This window comes from Martinezella sp. CNPSo 3795, assembly GCF_057784475.1.
The window spans coordinates 93,944-110,936 of record NZ_JBXSOQ010000015.1 but is presented as its reverse complement, the minus strand read 5'-3'; the positions used below and the strand labels follow the sequence as shown (position 1 = coordinate 110,936).

Here is a 16,993-nt window from a genome sequence, read left to right as displayed (position 1 = left end):
CGCGGGACCGGACAAATCCGCCCGCAACGTGACCTGGCGTGCACAATTCCTTCGGAGATCGTCATGACATCGACCGCCGCAAACCGTGGAGCCACGGCCCCTCCCACCGGAGCCCCTTTCGATGCCAGTTCATTGGTTCCGGGCGCCAGGAAACTCGGCTCGGAGACCACAGTCCATAAAGTCGGCTACAATGGTCGGCCCGGCGCATTTGCAGATGTCGCCTGCAGGATGGCGTTCCCGTCCGCGGATCGCATCGCCATGCCGAGCTTGGAGACCACGATCGCCAGCACCGTCCGCGGTGAAGTCGACCGGATCCTCCTGCCATGCGAAAACAGCCTGGTTGGACGCGTGCCGGATGTGCACAGAATCGTGCCCGACAGTGGTTTGCATATCGTCGGCGAGCATTTTCAACGCGTCGAACATTGCCTCATGGCACCGCCAGGCGCATCACTTGCAAGCATCAGACGCGTGCGTTCGCATCCAGTGGCGCTTGGCCAGGTCAGCCGGCTTATCGCAGCGCTCGATCTTGAGGCTATCGCCGCTCCGACGACATCCCACGCCGCCGAGCTGGTGGCATCTTGCGAGGATCCGAGCGAAGCAGCAATTGCCTCGGATCTTGCAGCCGACCTCTACGGATTGGATATCCTCAAACGCAATGTCGAAGACGATCCGCATAATACGACGCGGTTCTACGTGTTGTCTGCCGAACCTCAGGCGATCGAACAAAAAACACAGCTTCTGACGACGATTGTGTTCCGCACACAGAACCGGCCGGGCTGCCTCTACCACGCCATTGCCGGATTTGCCGAAAACGCCATCAACATGACCAAGATCGAAAGCTACCTTGTCGGCGGGCAATTCGTGCCGTCCCGCTTCCTCTGCGAGTTCGAAGGTGATCCGGCTGCACCGGAGGTGGCCGATGCGCTCGATACTCTCGCCCGCCATGCTCGCGAGCTTGTCGTGCTCGGGACGTTTCCGATGGCGAGCCGCCATCTGCGCAACCGCAGCGAAGAAAATCTCCCGTCATGGGGGACCAAGCCTCCGGCCGCCTTTCGATGGTCCGATAGCCAGCAGGAGGCCGGGGGATGACGACCGCGGTGAAGCACTACGGGCGCCATAGCGATCTGGTCGAGGCGGCAATCGCGAAACTGAAGCTGCATTTTGGCGATCGGCTGACAACGGCTACGGCTGTGCGTGATCAGCATGGCCATGACGTGAGCTGGCATCCCTCCTATCCGCCGGACGCGGTCGTTTTCCCTGATACGGCAGATGAGGTATCGCGTATCGTGGCGACCTGCCACGCCTTCGACGTGCCGGTGATCCCGTTTGGAACCGGCACCTCCTGCGAGGGACATGTTGCCGCCCTCATGGGCGGAATATGTATCGATCTCTCCCGGCTGGACCGGATTTTGACGATTCGACCGGACGACATGACAGCGACGGTCGAGGCAGGCGTAACCCGCAAACGCCTCAACGCCGAATTGCGCGACACCGGACTGTTCTTTCCCGTCGATCCCGGCGCTGACGCCTCACTTGGGGGGATGGCCTCGACGCGCGCCTCCGGTACGAATGCCATGCGGTATGGCACGATGAAAGACAACGTCATTTCGCTTGGTGTCGTTCTGCCCAATGGTGATCGGATCCGCACCGCGAGCCATGCTCGCAAATCGGCGGCGGGCTACGATCTGACACGTCTCTGGGTGGGATCGGAAGGCACGCTCGGCATCGTGACCGACGTCACCGTCAAGCTGCATTCAATTCCAGACCATATCGTTGCGATTTCGGCGAGTTTCTCCACACTGGAACAGGCAGTCGGCTTCGTGCTTGTCGCGACCAGGCTCACAGACACCTTGGCACGCATCGAACTGCTGGATGAACTGCAGGTCGAGGCCGTCAATCGTTATTCAAAACTCTCCTTGCCGGTCGAGCCAACGCTTTTTATCGAACTGCATGGTAGCCGCGGAGCGGTCGAGGCGGCCTTGCCGTTCATCGAGGAGGAGGCACATGCCGCCGGTGCCAGTCGGTTTGATACCGCCGTATCGGCGGAAGCGAGAGGCAGGCTGTGGCAAGCGCGCCATGATATCTGGTGGGCCAATCTTGCGCTCCGCCCGGGCGCAAGCGCCCTTCCCACGGATAGCTGCGTGCCGGTATCGCGGCTTGTCGAGGCCATACTTGCCGCCAAGGATGACGTGCGGGATCTTGGCCTTGTCGCACCGATCTGCGGCCATGTGGGAGACGGCAATTTCCATCTTTGCGTCCTTTTCGATCCCGCCGATCCCGATGAGTGTCAGCGCGTCGAGGCACTGACCAAACGTCTCGCGGACCGCGCCATCACCCTTCAGGGAACATCGACGGGCGAACACGGGATAGGCCACGGCAAAATAGCAGCGCTTGTCGCGGAGCATGGTCCAGCCATCCGGGTCATGGCCGCAATCAAACGCGCCATCGATCCTCACAACATCATGAATCCAGGCAAGATCTTCAATCTCGCCGAGGCACCGCCTTTCAATTGAGCGAGATACAAAAACCAGGGAGGTAGTGAGAATTTATGTCCAATCCGCATGGCCCGGCATCGATCGCCGATTTCAGAAACGCCGCAAGGCGCGCATTGCCGAAAATGGTCTTTGACTTCTTCGACGGAGGCGCCGGCTCGGAACTCACGCTGTGCGAAAACCGGGCAGCGTTGGATCGGATTCGTCTCGTCGGCTCTGCACCCGTCGATGTTGGCCACCGCTCGGCGGCCATCTCGCTCTTCGGCGAGCCTCTCTCAATGCCAGTCATCATCGGACCGACCGGGCTGGCAGGCGCGGCATGGCCTGCGGGCGACCAGGCGTTGGCCCGGGCTGCCGCGCGAGCGGGAATCCCCTTTGTCATGAGCTCAGCGGCCAGCGCGACCATGGAAGCGGTGGCAGCCGCCGGCGAAGGCAGGAAGTGGTTTCAGCTCTACCTGTTCCGAGACCGCGAGGTGAGCCTCAGGCTGCTGAAACAGGCCGAAGCACTGGGCTTCGAAGCAATCGAGATAACAGTCGACAACGCCATTCCCGGCAGACGGTTGCGCGATGCCCGCAATGGCTTTTCGCTGCCGTTCCGCTGGACACCCAGGAAGCTCCTGAGCCTTGCGGCTCATCCTGGATGGGCCTTGCGGATGGCCAAGGCCGGCGCTCCGCGTCTGGAAGTCATGGAAGCCGAGTTCGATCTTAAATCCGCGGGAACGATTGCCGAGGTGATGGAACAGCAGCTCGACCCAACCGTGTCCTGGGACGACATCGCCTTCATACGGGATCGCTGGAAGGGACCGCTGATCCTTAAGGGATTGCTCAATCCGAGGCAGGGCAGCCGGGCAGCCGAGCTCGGGCTTGACGGTATCGTTGTCAGCAATCACGGTGGACGGCAACTCGATGGAGCCGTCGCGAGTATCGACATCCTGCCGGAGTTCGTCAGCGCCGTCGGGGGCAAGCTCGCAATCCTGATTGACAGCGGCTTTCGCAGCGGCACTGATGTTGCCAAGGCGCTGGCGCTTGGAGCAACGGCCGTGCAGATCGGACGTGCGACGCTCTATGCCCTGGCGAGTGGCGGCGAGGATGCCGCGTTCAGAGCCCTTGCCATCATCGCCGCCGAACTCGACGTCGCTCAGGCAATGATGGGTGCGCCCACCATTGCCGATCTTCGACCTTCCACGCTTCGCCTTCCCCCGATGCTATTGCGGCCCGAGCAGGTTTCCGCTCGCGAACCCATGTCTCCGCGCCCACAGTCACCATTTGCCGCCTGACCCGTCATTGCCAAAACCCTTACGAGGAGATTGCTCCGGTGAAACGCAAAACCGCTTTCGTACACGCACTAGCCCTCTCGGCCCTGCTTCTGTCTTTCTCCGCCACGGTCACCACCGCGGCAAACAAGACAGTGGCGCTAACCTATATTGTCGAGCATCCGGCCATCGACGCGGCCCGCAAAGGGATTGTCGATGCACTGGCCGATGCCGGCTTCATCGACGGCAAGACCGTCACACTCGACATTGCAAGCGCTCAAGGGAGCATGCCGACGCAGACGCAGATCGCCAAGACATTTGCCGGCAAATCGCCCGACATGATCGTCGCCATCTCCACACCGTCGGCCCAGGCCTGCCAGGCCGCAGCCAAAGGAGCGATCCCGATCGTGTTCTCGGCCGTGACGGATCCCGTTGCCGCAAAGTTGGTCAAAAGCTTCGCTCAACCGGACGGCACGCTGACCGGAACCAGTGACAAGCAGCCCCTGAACCTGACCTTCGAACTGATTCATAAACTGACCCCGACGGCAACGAAGATCGGCGTCCTCTATAATGCCGGCGAGGCCAATTCCGTCGCGCAAGTGGCTGAAATGAAGACCGAGGCGGCGAAGATCGGTATGAGTATCGTCGAGGCGACGGCGGCACAGTCGGCCGCGGTGCCGGACGCTGCCCGCAGCCTCGTTGGCAAGGCCGATGTAATCCTCCTGCCGACCGACAGCACGGTGGTCTCGGCCGTCGAAAGCGTGGTCAAGGTCGGCGTCGACGCGAAGATCCCGGTCTACGCCAGCGACACCAACTCAGTCGAACGGGGTGCGATGGCTGCACTCGGATTCAATTATTACAAGCTGGGACGGCTCACGGGTGAGATTGCCGCCAAGGTCCTGAATGGCGCAAAGCCGGGCGACATCCCGGTCGGAACACTGGACAGCGAGGATCTCTACCTCAATCTCGCCTCGGCCAAGAAGATGGGCGTCACTCTCTCCGAGGCGATGACACAGAGCGCAGCGAAGGTGATCGACCAATGAGCCTGATTGCCCTTTCCGGTGCCTGCGAAGCAGGCCTGCTGTTTGCCCTCGTTGCCCTTGGCGTCTATCTCTCGTTCCGAGTGCTCGATTTTCCGGATCTAACTGTCGACGGCAGTTTCCCGCTCGGCGCGTCGGTTGCAGCGTCAACGATCATGGCCGGCGTGCCGCCCATTGTTGCGACATTCCTCGGATTTGCCGCGGGCGCTTCTGCAGGCTTCGTCACAGCATTCCTGTCGGTCCGGCTGAAGATCATGAACCTGCTTGCAGGGATCCTGACCATGGTCGCATTGTTCTCAATCAATCTGCGCGTCATGGGTAAGCCGAATGTTTCGCTTTATGGGACCGATACCATCTTTTCCTGGATCGGCGGCATCGCAGCGCTCGGGGTCTGGGCCAATACAGTATTGCTCCTCTGCATCGTATTGGCCGCAAAGATGTTCGTAGACTGGTTCCTTGCCACGCAAATGGGACTGGCCTTACGTGCAACCGGCGCCAGCCCGAGGATGGCCGAGGCACAGGCTGTCGATAATGGCCGCATGGTCATGCTCGGCATGGCCCTCGCTAACGGCCTCGTCGGGCTTGCCGGGGCGCTTTATGCCGAAAGCCAGGGCGTTGCCGATGTCTCAATGGGCATCGGCACGATCGTCATCGGTCTTGCCGCCGTCATTATCGGCGAAACGGTCGTCGGCGCAGGATCGGTCGCGCGAGCCACCTTCGGCTGTATCCTCGGTGCATTGATCTACCGGCTGGTCATTGCGCTGGCGCTCGACGGCGGCGTGATCGGGATCCAGGCACAGGATCTCAATCTGGTAACAGCATTGGTCGTCGCCGTCGCCGTGATGATTTCGAAAACGCGGCTGAAGAAGCTGCCCTCCATCAGGCGTAGCCGGCTGCCTGAGCCATCGAAAGCAGAAAGAGCGACCTCATGATGCTGAATCTCGACGCGATATCGGTCACCTTCAACCCGGGGACAGCTCTCGAAGTGGCTGCACTGCGTGGCGTATCGCTGGCCATCCCCAAGGGGCAGTTCGTAACGGTGATCGGCAGCAATGGTGCCGGGAAGTCGACACTCCTTTCGGCCATTGCCGGCGCTACTTCGCCCGATCGGGGCCGGATCGTCATCGACGGCGTCGACGTTACGCGGTTGCCGACCCAGGCACGGGCGCGATTTATCGGCCGCGTATTCCAGGATCCGCGCATCGGAACCTGTGAGGCTCTGACCGTTGAGGAAAATCTTGCGCTTGCTTCCGCGCGCGCCGGACGGCGCGGACTGTCCCTTGCGCTTGGTGGACGGATTGGGCGCGCGCGGTTTGAAGAACAGCTTGCCAGCCTTGGCCTCGGACTTGAAACGAAGCTTAAGGCGGGGATTGGCACCCTTTCCGGCGGCCAGCGGCAGGCGGTAAGCCTGTTGATGGCGACATTGCTGCCCATGAAACTACTTCTTCTCGACGAACATACGGCAGCGCTCGATCCTAAGGCGGCGTCGCGCATCCTGGCACTTTCGGCGGAAATCAGCGAGCGTCAGCGTCTCACCACACTGATGGTCACGCACAGTATGCGCCATGCTCTCGATTATGGCCAGCGCACCATCATGATGAGCGGGGGACGCATCGTGCTTGACGTCGCAGGGGATGAACGGGCTGGTTACGATGTGCCGGACCTGATTGCGCTGTTTGGAGCGGTAAGCGGCGGCGAAATTGCCGAAGACAGGCTGCTGCTCGCTTGACATCCGCCGCGATCATCCGCGGCTTGTTTTCGGAACTTCGCTGGAATATATCTGCAATATGCAATTAAAAAACGATAAAACCGATAATAGGGTGACGGAGGAACGCGAGGATGGAACGGCGGTGAAGCCAGCCTTTCGGCTCGATCGCTGGGTGCCCTACCGCATGTTTCTGGTGGCAAGCAGCACCGCTGAGTTGCTCGCATCCTATTACGGGCCACGATATGGCCTGTCCCAGGCGTCATGGCGAATTCTCGCCATCGCCGGCAGCCGCCCGGGGCTTTCGAGCAAGGAAATCTGCCATGCCGGAGCGCTCGATCAATTCGCAGTAAGCCGCGGCATTGCGCAATTGGTCTCGCTAGGCTTTGCCCGGCGCAATGCCGGTGCCGGTGATCGCCGATTCTCTGCGATCGAACTCACACCCGAGGGCTACAAGGTGCTCGAGGAGATCGTGTCCATCGGTCAGGCGATGGAAGCACGTATTCTCGAAAGCTTGTCGGTTCGTGAGCGCGAGGTGCTACATGCCATGCTTGATCGCATCGAAGATGCATGCGCCGGAGCTGTCGCTCGTGGCTGGCAGGCGGTGGTGGCCGACATCAAATCTGGGATCTAACCCCGAATATGGCTTATCCCGATAAAAGCCCCCGAATGCTCTCCATAGAAAAGCGGCTATGAAGTTCGCATAAAGTCTCAGGGTCCAGCCCGAGGGGATCAGGAGCTGGATCGGTCGCGGCCTTGCTCCATAGGCACATTCGCATTCGGTCCGCATCTTCGACGGGCGCTATATTTGGACTGACCGTCAATGCCCCGGAAAGCTGAATTCAAGCTACCCCTACCAAGCGCGGCGAAGCGCGCAGGCGAGCTATGTCACGCGCCGGCGGTTCTCCAAAGTGGCGCCGATATTCGCGAGTGAACTGCGACGGGCTTTCGTAACCCACGCGGAAGGCGGCGGTCGTGACGTCAATGTCCTGGACCAGCATCAGGCTGCGCGCGTCCTGGAGCCTTAGCTGCTTCTGGAATTGCAGCGGCGTCATCGCCGTCACGGCGCGAAAATGCTCGTGCAGGCTCGACGGACTCATGCCGACTTCCGCAGCAAGCCGCTCGATGCTGAACCGTTCCCGGAAGTTCTGCCCGATCCACGCAATGGCGCGGCCAACCTGCGCCACCCGCCCCTGGCTCGAGGTGATCTGGCGCATCCTGGCACCATCCGGGCCGGCGAGCAGGCGATAGAGAATTTCCTGCTCGGTCAACGGCCCGAGTACGGGCAATGCTGCCGGTTCGTCGAGCAGAAGCAGCAGGCGCAGCACCGCATCGAGCAGACTGGCGCCGGCGTCGGACACCGTCTTGCCTGTGGGCCGAGCGGGCGCTCCCGGCGGCGGCGGCACATGCAACGCCAGCTGCCCCAGCTTGACTGGATCGAAATCAAGGAACAGGCAGAGATAGGGCCTGTCAGGTGTCGCCTCGACCACCTGGCCCGTTGCCGGCAGATCGTAAGTCACAATCCCATAGCGGCCCGGCGCATATCTGAACACGTGGTCACCCAGAGTAACCTCTTTTTGCCCCTGTGCGACAAGGCACAGTTGCGGCCGATATACGTTCGGCATCGGCATCGTCACCGTGGAGGATCGAGCAAGCGTCATCCGTTCGATGGGGGTGGCGTGGAAACCATCCTTGGAGGCGTGTCGGGCAATTACTGCAGAGATTTTGGTCAGTGTTTCCATGAGCCTGACCATTGCATGCGAGCAGGAGGGCAGCAAGGCGAAACCGTGCGGCTTCTGGAGGATTGGGCAGTAATCCCGGCGCATAAGGCTAACGGTTCGGCGTCGCCACACATCATAGTGTCCGAAGCACCTGGGTCGCAGCGAACCAGGCTGCAGAACAAGGACGGAGCAAACATGACGATGGATTATTTGAAAGCCCCCACAGTAGCACTGGGGACCTGGGCGTGGGGCGACAGCGGCGAGACCGGCGACGGTTACTTCGGCAGCCGCCTTACTCAGGCTGGCCTCGAAGAGGTCGCGGAAAAGGCGCATGCGAGCGGATTCACCCTGTGGGATACCGCCATGGTATACGGCATGGGCCGTTCAGAAACCCTACTTGGGGAGATACTCAAACGCTACGCCCGCAGCGGCTATCAGCTCTCCACGAAGTTCACCCCGCAAGCGGCAGGGACCGGTGATGATCCCGTGGCGGACATGCTGGAGCAGAGCCTGGCGCGCCTCGGCACCGACTACATCGACCTCTACTGGATTCACAATCCAGCCGATGTGGCGCGGTGGACTCCGCACCTGATACCGCTGCTGAAGAGCGGAAAGGTCAAACATGTCGGTGTCTCGAATCACAACCTGAGCGAAATCGAGCTCGCCAACCGGATCCTCGGAGAAGCCGGATTCCGGGTTGAAGCCATCCAGAACCACTATAGTCTCCTCTACCGCAGCTCCGAGCAAGCTGGCATCCTGGACTACTGCCGCAATCAAGGTATCCCGTTCTTCGCCTATATGGTGCTTGAACAGGGCGCCCTGACTGGCAAGTACAGTCCGGAGAACCCGCTGCCAAAAGGAAGCAGCCGGGCGGCTGCTTACAATGGCATGCTGCCTCAGCTAAAGGCGCTGACGGACATGCTCGCCTCGATCGGCCAGAAGCAGGATGCGGCCGCTCCCGATGTCGCGATAGCGTGGGCAATCGCCAAGGGCACAACGCCGATCATCGGCGTCACCAAACCCGATCATGTCGATAGTCTCGTCCGAGCCGGCAGCATCAGCCTCACCGGCGACGACATTGCAGAGCTGGAAGCGCTCGCTGACGCCGCGGACGTGAACACCCGCGGCTGGTGGGAAAAAGAGATGCAAGGCTGAAGCTCCGCTATCCTAAGATCTCGGAGCCGTTCCGACCAGTACCGCAGCCGATCATCTCGTTCTGCGGGACGATCGCCGGTCTCCCTGATTATACAAGTGCTCCGGAATGTGTTGGCGCATCTTGCAAGTTCCGGAGCGCGGGATGCCTCAAAGCACCTCGACCGTATCGCAGTACATACTTCCTTCTGAAATATATACAGCCGCAAACATTTGAGACGATGGAGAATGGATCGCCCAAAGTTTGAGTTGACCGTTTTCGATGGCGAGGCGACACTTGCAACCCAAAGCAAGGCAGGAGGAAGAGTGATGAATGAGCCAGACCGCTGGCGGCACATGGCAAGCGCTCCGAAAGACGGCAGTCGGATCCTTGTCACGATCCGCCCGTCAGAACAGGGGCCTGCAGAAGTTGACCTCGCATATTGGTCGAATGGCGATCAATTTGGTACGGAAGGCTGGCGCGCCTCCGATTCTTCACCCGGGCACATCATCGAATATGCCGAGCCGGAACTAAAATGCTGGATGCCGATGCCCTCGGCCAATCTCAATCGCACCTCAATGCCTTCACCTTGGGAAGGCGACAACGCCCAGCAACTCGACGGGTCGGGGATTTGAAAGCTGGCGCCGGCTTGTCGCGCGGATTCGATAACAAATTTGTATCAGGAGAAACGCGCGGCATCCATCAAGGCGACGCCGATAGCAAAACGGCGAGCCCCAGGCCCGGTTCGCGGCGATCGCGAAGAGCAGTCCGAAATTACCATTTGCAAGAGGATATGCATGTCAATGGCCAGCGCGCCGTTCATGCGCCTCCGGCTTTACCCATTCCCGCTTCACACGCGCCAATATCAAAAGCTGACTATGCGGCTGTGGTTCGAATGTCGTCGTAACTACTCATCGGCGCAGCTTGTCGCCATTCGCATGAGCGTTGATGAAGGATCCCAACAGGGGATTTCGTGTGATGCGCTCCATTCCCGCTCGGACCACTCATGCTGCAACTTGAATTTTAACGCGTTAAATAATAAATTTTCGCGCGCTACCTTTTATTGCAACACAAAGCGCAAAAGAACTTGTCGGGATTTTACGTCTCTGGTTGCGCTGCTTTCCACGTATGCGCATAAGGCATTCGTAGCGACGGCAGCTGGAAAAATGGTCGACTTTAGATGGAAAAATTGACGCATAAGACGATGGAGGATTTCGCGAAGTCCTGCGGTGTCTCCCGCCCTACCCTTTCCAAGTATTTCGACGATCCGACCAGTGTAAAACCGGCAACCCGCGCGCTGATCGAGGCGGCGCTTCGTTCGTCGGATTATCAGCCTAATCTTTATGCGCGGAACCTCAATCGCAAGAGAACCCGCAATATCGGCATCCTGGTTCCCGCCCTTACCGATCCCTTTTATGCAGAAATGGTCAATCGCCTGGAATTGCGCCTGCGCAACGAGGGTTACTGGCCGATCGTGTTCTCGTCGCACGGTTTGCCCGAACTGGAAGGCGAAGCGGTCAACACAATGCTGTCCTTGAAGGTAGCCGGTGCGCTTGTCGCACCATTGGGGAAGAAATCCGATCCGCGCACCTTTGAAAAACTCGCGCAGAACCTGCCCATCGTCTATTTCGACACTTATATCGAAGGCAATACGCCCTTCATCGGCAACGACAATTACCAGAGCGTCGCAACGATCGTGGAATATCTTTGCCGATCCGGAGAGGCGCCCGCCTATCTCGACATTCCGCATGTCAATCACAACTCACCCGAAAGGCTGGCAAGCTATATCGCCACCATGGAAGCCGCAGGCTGCGAGCCGCTGGTCATCAGCACCAGTGTTGCCTACACCTGGGAGTTCGAGCGCATCGGATACGAGCAGATGGATGGCCTGCTCCGCGCAAAGTCTCTTCCGCGCAAAACCATCCTTTGCGCGAATGATCGCCTCGCCTTCGGCGTGATGGCAGCCGCCTTCGCGCACGGGCTGAAAATCGGGCGCAAAAAGGGCGACAATCTGCGCATCGCGGCCCATGACGACCATCCCTTGAGCCGCTATACCTGCCCGCCGCTGACGACGATGGCTCAGGACTTCGCCGCGATGACGGCAAGCAGCGTCAGCACGCTTCTGATGCTGCTTGGAGATACGGACGTGCCCACCCAGTCGATCGCGCGCAAGGTCTGCCTGGATGGAACACTAGTCATGCGGCAGTCGGCCTAAGGCGACACCTGCTCTTCATCTAAATCAAGACAGCTTCGAAGCCGCGCCACGCCGCGACGGCCTCCTCCACTGCCCGCCGAGCCTCCGCCACATATCTCCCCATCGACACGAAACCGTGGATCTGCCCCGGCCAATGGCGATGTACCATACGCACCCCTTCTTCCCGCAATCGCCCGGCATAGGCGATACCTTCGTCGACCAGAATATCGTGTCCGGCGGTGGCGATGAAGGCCGGTGCTACTCCGGCCAAGGTCTCGGCTTGTAGCGGAGAAACCCTCCAGTCTGCTATATCGGCTGCAGTGCGAACGTAGTGATCGCGAAACCACCTCATTGTCGGGGCAGTCAAGCCGAAGCCTTCGGCATAACGGCGATAGCTGTCGGCCGTCTGGGCGGCGTCCGTATTGGGATAGATGAGCAGTTGCGCCGCGAGCGGCGGGGCATCGCCATTGCGTGACATCAATGCCAGCACGGCAGCAAGATTGCCGCCGGCACTGTCGCCAGCAACGGCGATCCTCCCGGGATCGATGCCGAGGTCCGCCGCCGATTTCACCACGAATGCCAAAGTCGCAGCGCAATCGGTCACTCCGGCGGGAAATTTGTGTTCTGGCGCTAGCCGGTAGTCGGGGCAGATGACAGTGCATTTGGCAGTATTGGCGAACCATCGGCAGATTTCGTCGTGCGATTCGAGATTGCCGATCACCCAGCCGCCGCCATGCAAATAGATGAGGCCCGGGCCATGCTTCAGAGGCGCACCGATGCCGCGATAGATGCGCAAGGCGATCGGACCGCTCGGGCCGGCAATCCCGCGATCCTCCAGCGAAGCGACCACCTCTCTTGCGCCCTGGAGCGTCGGACAATTCGCATCATAGTCGATACGCGCCTGCTGAGGTGTGCCGGTTTCGAATGGCCGACCGCTCGACCGACTGGTGAGAGCAAGAACGCGCAGCGCGCTTTCATCCAGCTTTTCCATTGGATTATCCCCTCTCTGCAGCGATCAGGCGAGAAGGCTGCGTGCTTCGTCTTCGTCAAGGCGCGGTGGCGGAGTGAATTGCGCGCCGATGCTGACCGACTGCCGGCTTTCCCCCGACTGGAGAATGGCCTCCATGATCTCGAGGACATGAAGGGCCAGCTCTCCCGACGCGCGGGGAGGTCTCCCCTCCTCAAGCGCTCGCGCAAGGTCGGCGACACCGAGCATGCGGTAATTCGCCCGATCCGGTGCATGGAATGGCCAGTTCCTCGCGCCGTAAAGCTCGCCGTCGCTTTCGAAATCATACCAATCGGCGCCCCGCTCGGATAGCGACACCGTTCCGCCGAACGTGTCCGGATCGGGCAAACGGAGCGAACCTTCGGTGCCATGAAGCTCGATTGGATGGTTGGAGTGGCGAAACACGTCCCAGGAGGCGCCGAAATTCACGGTCGCGCCGGATTGGAATTCCAGAAGCGACAGGATGTTTGTGGGAGTGCCGACCTTGAAGTGCGTATTCTTGAACGGGCCGTCGGCGGTGATCAGGCGTTCTTCCTGGCCCTTCGTCGCCATTGCCATGACCCGCACGACCGGACCAAGCAGGTTCACCATCATCGTCAGATAATAGGGGCCCATGTCGAAGACCGGGCCGCCGCCCGGCTGATAGTAGAATTGCGGATTGGGGTGCCAGTGCTCCATGCCGCGCCCCATCATGAAGGCAGTGCCGCTGACCGGCCGGCCGATCGCGCCCTCATCCATCAGGCGCCGCGCTCGGCGGCCTGCAGCGCCGAGGAACGTATCGGGCGCCGACCCCAGCTGCAATCCGCGGCGCTTGGCCTCCGCCACGAGAACCAGTCCATCGGCCGCCGACGTTGCCAGCGGCTTCTCCGTGAAGACGTGCTTGCCGGCAGACAGGGCCGACATCGTGACGTCGAAATGGACGGCGGGAACAGTGAGGTTCAGCACGAGATCGACTTCGGGATCGGCCAGCAATTGGTCGACGCTGAGCGCGCGAATACCATATTCCCGGGCACGCAGCGCGGCGACATCGGCGGATATATCGGCGCAGACGCGCAATCCGACACCGGCAAACAGCGCTGCATTGCGCAGATACGTCATCGAGATGTTACCGCAGCCGATGACGCCAATGCCGAGCTTAGCTTTTGAATTACCAGCCATATTACCCAATCCCCCCTGATCTACCACATCTGTTCGCCGCGCTTCGGCGCATCCGAACGATGACTCCCGGGTTGATTTAAAGCACCTTATTTCTTGACGCGCGATAAATTTTTATAAAACATATGCGAATACTGGCGTGGAGGTTTGGAGGTCGCCAGTCTTCCTGGGAGGGAAACATGACAGATATCAAGAAGACGCCGGCTTACTCCACGAGTGCCGGACAATCGATAATGCTTGATCGTCGTCAGCTGCTGTTGGGTGCCGCCGGCGCCGCCATCGGTACGGCAACGCTTGGAGTTGCTACAAGCCTTGGCATCCGCCCGGCGCGTGCCGCCGATCGGACGGAAATCAGCTTTGCCAGCGCCAGCTTCTTTGGCAAGGAAGGCCTCGGCGACCTCGTCAAGACGTTCAACGAGTCGCAAAACCGCATTACCGTCAAATTCATCGAACTGCCGCCGCCGAGCTCGTCGACGGAAGTCTATCAGGGCCTCGTCCAGCAGCTCGCCCGCCGCAACGGAACGCCCGATGTTTTCAGCCAGGACGTTATCTGGATCGCGGGTTTTGCATCCGCCGGCTGGGCGCTGCCGCTTGACGAGTATTTCCCGAAAGACAAGCGTGCCGATTATTTCCCCGGCACAGTGGCTGCCTGCACCTATGGCGGCAAGTTGACAGCGCTGCCATGGTTCGTCGATTCCGGCATGTTCTACTATCGCAAGGACCTCGTGGAAAAGCACGGCGGCAAGGTACCGGAAACCTGGGCCGACATGGCGACGATGGCGGCAGAGGCGCAAAAAGCCGGCGACGCCAAATTCGGTTATCTCTGGCAGGGCAAGCAGGCCGAGGTTCTGGTCTGTGACGCCGTGGAAATCATCGCATCCAACGGCGGCTCCATCCTGTCCGCAGATGGAAAATCTTCCGTCATCGGCGACGATGCCGCCGTTGCCGCGATCCAGTTCCTGTATGACACCATCAACAAGACGAAGATCAGTCCTCAGAACGTGCTCTCCTGGGACGAAGAGCCCTCTCGCCAGCCGTTTACGTCTGGTGAGGCGATGTTCATGCGCAACTGGTCCTATGTCTATCCGATCGCGCAGGATCCGAAGGCCTCGCATGTCGTCGACAAGGTGGCTGTCGCGCCGCTGCCGCATTTTGCCGGCGGCAGGAGCTCGGCCTGCCTTGGCGGCTACCAGCTGGGCGTCAATGCCAACTCCAAGAAGCGGGAAGCGGCGATCGAATTCCTGACCTGGATGTCTTCACCCGAAACCCAGACCCGGCTTGCCTTTAATTTCGGTCTTGCGCCCTCGCGGCCTGCCATCTTCCAGGATGCGAAGCTCAAGGCCGAGCAGCCGTTCATGGCAAGTCTCCAGAACGTCTTCACCGGAGCCACGCCGCGGCCGATCACGCCGCAATATGCCAAGGTGACGCTGGCATTGCAGTCCAGCATCTCCAAGGCGCTGGTCAGCGGCAACGTCAAGGCCGAGCTTCAGGCAGCCGCCGCCCAGATCAACAAGATCGTCGGCTGAAATGGCCGTGACGATGACGGTTGCCGTTTCCGAGCCAACTCCAGGTAAGTCGAGGGCGCTGTCAAGCGCCCTCTGGCCCTGGCTGTTGCTGCTGCCGGCATTTCTTTCGCTCGCATCGGTATCCTTCTATCCGATCGTCAACGGCGTCTATCTGTCCTTCACCAACCGCTCGCTGATCACACAGGACAATGATTTCGTCGGTATCGCCAACTATGTGCAGCTGCTGGCCGATCCGCCGTTCTGGAATGCCTGGTGGCACACGATCTGGTTTACCCTGATCTCGACGTTGCTCGAAACCTTCATCGGCCTGGCAATGGCGCTGATCCTTTGCGAGACCTTCGCCGGCCGGGGCATGGTCCGCGCCGCCATGCTCGTGCCCTGGGCCATGCCGACCGTCGTGACGTCGAAAATGTTCGGCTGGCTCTTCGACGGTCAGCACGGCATCGTCAATTTCATCCTTCTGCATGCAGGATTGATCGACCAGAACGTCAACTGGTACGGGTCACCGGACACGGCGCTGACGACGATCATCCTTGCCGATGTTTGGAAGACCACGCCATTCATGGCGCTTCTTTTGCTGACGGGGCTGCAGACCGTTCCGAAATCGCTGATCGAGGCGGCACGCATTGATGGGGCAGGAGCCTGGACGATCTTCTGGCATATTCGCCTGCCGCTCCTGATGCCGACGCTGCTGATTGCCGGCCTCTTCCGTGCGCTCGATGCCTTTCGCGTTTTCGACCTCGTCTATGTGCTGACGGGCGGCGGCCCAGCCGATTCCACCGAGACGCTTTCGACGCTGTCCTACAAGGTACTCTTTTCGACGCTTCAGTTCGGCTACGGCTCTGCAGTCTCGACCGCCATGTTCATCACGGAAGGTCTGATCGCCATAGGCTTCTGCGTCTTCCTCGTGCGCCAGATCAGGAGGACGACATGAACGCAGAGCGCTCAGTCCTTCAAAACATCGCCATCTATCTTGGCGCGCTGTTCATCCTCATCTGGTCCGCCGGCCCATTCATCTGGCAGTTTTCGACATCGCTCCAGCTCGACAAGGCGCTGACCGAGGGAACGCCCTCGCTCATACCGAACCCGTTCACGCTGGAGCACTACTACAATGCCTTTGTAGAGAAAGGCCTTCATCATTACGTGCTGAATTCGCTCGTCGTTTCCCTTGCGACCACAGCACTTTGCCTGATCGTCGGTTCGCTCGCGGCCTTTTCGCTGTCGCGCCTCGATGTGAAGGGACGCTTCGGCATCCTGACGGTCATCCTTTCGGTATCGATGTTTCCGCAGATCGCGCTCGTCGGGCCTCTCTATCTCATCGCCTCCGATCTCGGGCTGCTCGATACCTATACCGCGCTGATCATCACCTATCTCGCGCTCGGATTGCCGCTGGTGACCTGGGTGCTGTTCGGCTATTTCGAAACGCTGCCGCGCGAGATCGACGAGGCGGCCCGCATAGACGGCGTCGGCCCTGTCGGTCTGCTCTGGCATATCATCCTGCCAATGTCGCTGCCGAGCCTAGTCACGACAGGCCTGCTTGCCTTCATTACCGCCTGGAACGAGTTCCTGTTTGCGCTGGCCTTCACGTCGGACAGCGACAGCCAGACGATCCCGGTCGGCATCGCCAATTTCACCAACCAATATTATGTGCCCTGGGGAGACATCGCCGCCGCATCGGCTGTCGTCACCATACCGCTCATCATTTTGGTGCTCTTCTTCCAACGACACATCATCGAAGGCCTGACCCAAGGCGGAATCAAGGAATAGCG

General features: G+C 60.2%; 16 protein-coding genes. 13 read left to right on the top strand and 3 right to left on the bottom strand.

Translation table 11 applies throughout. The features are described 5' to 3' along the window. Positions 1 to 63: 63 nt before the first annotated feature. From AC13QY_RS28985 to AC13QY_RS28955, 7 genes are all read left to right on the top strand, one after another. Positions 64 to 1,089 carry a prephenate dehydratase domain-containing protein gene (locus tag AC13QY_RS28985; protein WP_113351010.1) on the top strand — a complete coding sequence of 342 codons (1,026 nt, stop codon included), beginning with the start codon at positions 64 to 66 and terminating at the stop codon, positions 1,087 to 1,089. After that, complete coding sequence (locus AC13QY_RS28980) at positions 1,086 to 2,513, top strand: FAD-binding oxidoreductase (protein ID WP_113351009.1); 1,428 nt, start codon at positions 1,086 to 1,088, stop codon at positions 2,511 to 2,513. Before AC13QY_RS28985 ends, AC13QY_RS28980 begins: the two co-directional genes overlap by 4 nt. Before the next feature lie 35 nt (positions 2,514 to 2,548). After that, complete coding sequence (locus AC13QY_RS28975) at positions 2,549 to 3,769, top strand: alpha-hydroxy acid oxidase (protein ID WP_113329166.1); 1,221 nt, start codon at positions 2,549 to 2,551, stop codon at positions 3,767 to 3,769. A gap of 38 nt (positions 3,770 to 3,807) precedes the next feature. Then, positions 3,808 to 4,788, top strand: a complete 981-nt coding sequence (locus tag AC13QY_RS28970) for an ABC transporter substrate-binding protein (protein ID WP_210248394.1) — start codon at positions 3,808 to 3,810, stop codon at positions 4,786 to 4,788. Next, positions 4,785 to 5,717 (top strand): ABC transporter permease, encoded by a 933-nt coding sequence (locus AC13QY_RS28965; RefSeq protein ID WP_113395937.1) that lies wholly within the window; start codon positions 4,785 to 4,787, stop codon positions 5,715 to 5,717. Before AC13QY_RS28970 ends, AC13QY_RS28965 begins: the two co-directional genes overlap by 4 nt. Then, entirely contained in the window at positions 5,717 to 6,514 is a 798-nt protein-coding gene (locus AC13QY_RS28960; RefSeq protein WP_162746304.1) for an ABC transporter ATP-binding protein, read from the top strand. The genes AC13QY_RS28965 and AC13QY_RS28960 overlap by 1 nt, the downstream gene beginning before the upstream one ends. Before the next feature lie 91 nt (positions 6,515 to 6,605). Beyond that, positions 6,606 to 7,124, top strand: a complete 519-nt coding sequence (locus AC13QY_RS28955) for a MarR family winged helix-turn-helix transcriptional regulator (protein WP_233788657.1) — start codon at positions 6,606 to 6,608, stop codon at positions 7,122 to 7,124. Positions 7,125 to 7,332: 208 nt separating this feature from the next. Here AC13QY_RS28955 and AC13QY_RS28950 read toward each other — a convergent pair whose 3' ends face one another. After that, the gene (locus AC13QY_RS28950) at positions 7,333 to 8,232 is read right to left on the bottom strand and encodes an AraC family transcriptional regulator (RefSeq protein WP_145635575.1); all 900 of its coding nucleotides are present in this window, start codon (positions 8,230 to 8,232) and stop codon (positions 7,333 to 7,335) included. 174 nt (positions 8,233 to 8,406) lie between these two features. Between AC13QY_RS28950 and AC13QY_RS28945 the strand changes: the two genes are divergently transcribed. The 3 genes from AC13QY_RS28945 (at position 8,407) to AC13QY_RS28935 (ending at position 11,558) form a co-directional block, all read left to right on the top strand. Continuing rightward, a complete protein-coding gene (locus tag AC13QY_RS28945; protein WP_113395936.1) occupies positions 8,407 to 9,366 on the top strand; it encodes an aldo/keto reductase in 960 nt (319 codons plus the stop codon). A 306-nt stretch (positions 9,367 to 9,672) separates the two neighbouring features. Continuing rightward, positions 9,673 to 9,978: a hypothetical protein gene (locus AC13QY_RS28940; RefSeq protein WP_113395940.1), complete on the top strand. Its 306-nt coding sequence runs from the start codon at positions 9,673 to 9,675 to the stop codon at positions 9,976 to 9,978. Between the two features lie 545 nt (positions 9,979 to 10,523). Further along, positions 10,524 to 11,558, top strand: a complete 1,035-nt coding sequence (locus tag AC13QY_RS28935) for a LacI family DNA-binding transcriptional regulator (RefSeq protein WP_113389544.1) — start codon at positions 10,524 to 10,526, stop codon at positions 11,556 to 11,558. 19 nt (positions 11,559 to 11,577) lie between these two features. On the opposite strand, the gene AC13QY_RS28930 is transcribed toward AC13QY_RS28935, so the two are convergent. Continuing rightward, complete coding sequence (locus AC13QY_RS28930; protein WP_113389543.1) at positions 11,578 to 12,528, bottom strand: alpha/beta hydrolase; 951 nt, start codon at positions 12,526 to 12,528, stop codon at positions 11,578 to 11,580. A 24-nt stretch (positions 12,529 to 12,552) separates the two neighbouring features. Next, a complete protein-coding gene (locus tag AC13QY_RS28925; protein WP_113389542.1) occupies positions 12,553 to 13,701 on the bottom strand; it encodes a Gfo/Idh/MocA family protein in 1,149 nt (382 codons plus the stop codon). A 176-nt stretch (positions 13,702 to 13,877) separates the two neighbouring features. Between AC13QY_RS28925 and AC13QY_RS28920 the strand changes: the two genes are divergently transcribed. The 3 genes from AC13QY_RS28920 to AC13QY_RS28910 are packed head-to-tail and all read left to right on the top strand — an operon-like array spanning position 13,878 to position 16,991. Then, positions 13,878 to 15,224: an ABC transporter substrate-binding protein gene (locus tag AC13QY_RS28920; RefSeq protein WP_113395934.1), complete on the top strand. Its 1,347-nt coding sequence runs from the start codon at positions 13,878 to 13,880 to the stop codon at positions 15,222 to 15,224. A 13-nt stretch (positions 15,225 to 15,237) separates the two neighbouring features. Then, on the top strand, positions 15,238 to 16,158 hold the full coding sequence (locus tag AC13QY_RS28915) for a carbohydrate ABC transporter permease (protein WP_371864883.1): 921 nt from the start codon (positions 15,238 to 15,240) through the stop codon (positions 16,156 to 16,158). After that, positions 16,155 to 16,991, top strand: coding sequence for a carbohydrate ABC transporter permease (locus AC13QY_RS28910; RefSeq protein WP_113389539.1), 837 nt, complete (start codon positions 16,155 to 16,157; stop codon positions 16,989 to 16,991). Before AC13QY_RS28915 ends, AC13QY_RS28910 begins: the two co-directional genes overlap by 4 nt. Positions 16,992 to 16,993: the final 2 nt, after the last annotated feature.

Bases quoted from the DNA above. Each gene is read 5' to 3' on its own strand.
- AC13QY_RS28985 (WP_113351010.1), top strand. From the start codon at position 64: ATGACATCGACCGCCGCAAACCGTGGAGCCACGGCCCCTCCCACCGGA.
- AC13QY_RS28980 (WP_113351009.1), top strand. From the start codon at position 1,086: ATGACGACCGCGGTGAAGCACTACGGGCGCCATAGCGATCTGGTCGAG.
- AC13QY_RS28975 (WP_113329166.1), top strand. From the start codon at position 2,549: ATGTCCAATCCGCATGGCCCGGCATCGATCGCCGATTTCAGAAACGCC.
- AC13QY_RS28965 (WP_113395937.1), top strand. From the start codon at position 4,785: ATGAGCCTGATTGCCCTTTCCGGTGCCTGCGAAGCAGGCCTGCTGTTT.
- AC13QY_RS28960 (WP_162746304.1), top strand. From the start codon at position 5,717: ATGCTGAATCTCGACGCGATATCGGTCACCTTCAACCCGGGGACAGCT.
- AC13QY_RS28950 (WP_145635575.1), bottom strand. From the start codon at position 8,232: ATGGAAACACTGACCAAAATCTCTGCAGTAATTGCCCGACACGCCTCC.
- AC13QY_RS28945 (WP_113395936.1), top strand. From the start codon at position 8,407: ATGACGATGGATTATTTGAAAGCCCCCACAGTAGCACTGGGGACCTGG.
- AC13QY_RS28940 (WP_113395940.1), top strand. From the start codon at position 9,673: ATGAATGAGCCAGACCGCTGGCGGCACATGGCAAGCGCTCCGAAAGAC.
- AC13QY_RS28935 (WP_113389544.1), top strand. From the start codon at position 10,524: ATGGAAAAATTGACGCATAAGACGATGGAGGATTTCGCGAAGTCCTGC.
- AC13QY_RS28930 (WP_113389543.1), bottom strand. From the start codon at position 12,528: ATGGAAAAGCTGGATGAAAGCGCGCTGCGCGTTCTTGCTCTCACCAGT.
- AC13QY_RS28925 (WP_113389542.1), bottom strand. From the start codon at position 13,701: ATGGCTGGTAATTCAAAAGCTAAGCTCGGCATTGGCGTCATCGGCTGC.
- AC13QY_RS28920 (WP_113395934.1), top strand. From the start codon at position 13,878: ATGACAGATATCAAGAAGACGCCGGCTTACTCCACGAGTGCCGGACAA.
- AC13QY_RS28915 (WP_371864883.1), top strand. From the start codon at position 15,238: ATGACGGTTGCCGTTTCCGAGCCAACTCCAGGTAAGTCGAGGGCGCTG.
- AC13QY_RS28910 (WP_113389539.1), top strand. From the start codon at position 16,155: ATGAACGCAGAGCGCTCAGTCCTTCAAAACATCGCCATCTATCTTGGC.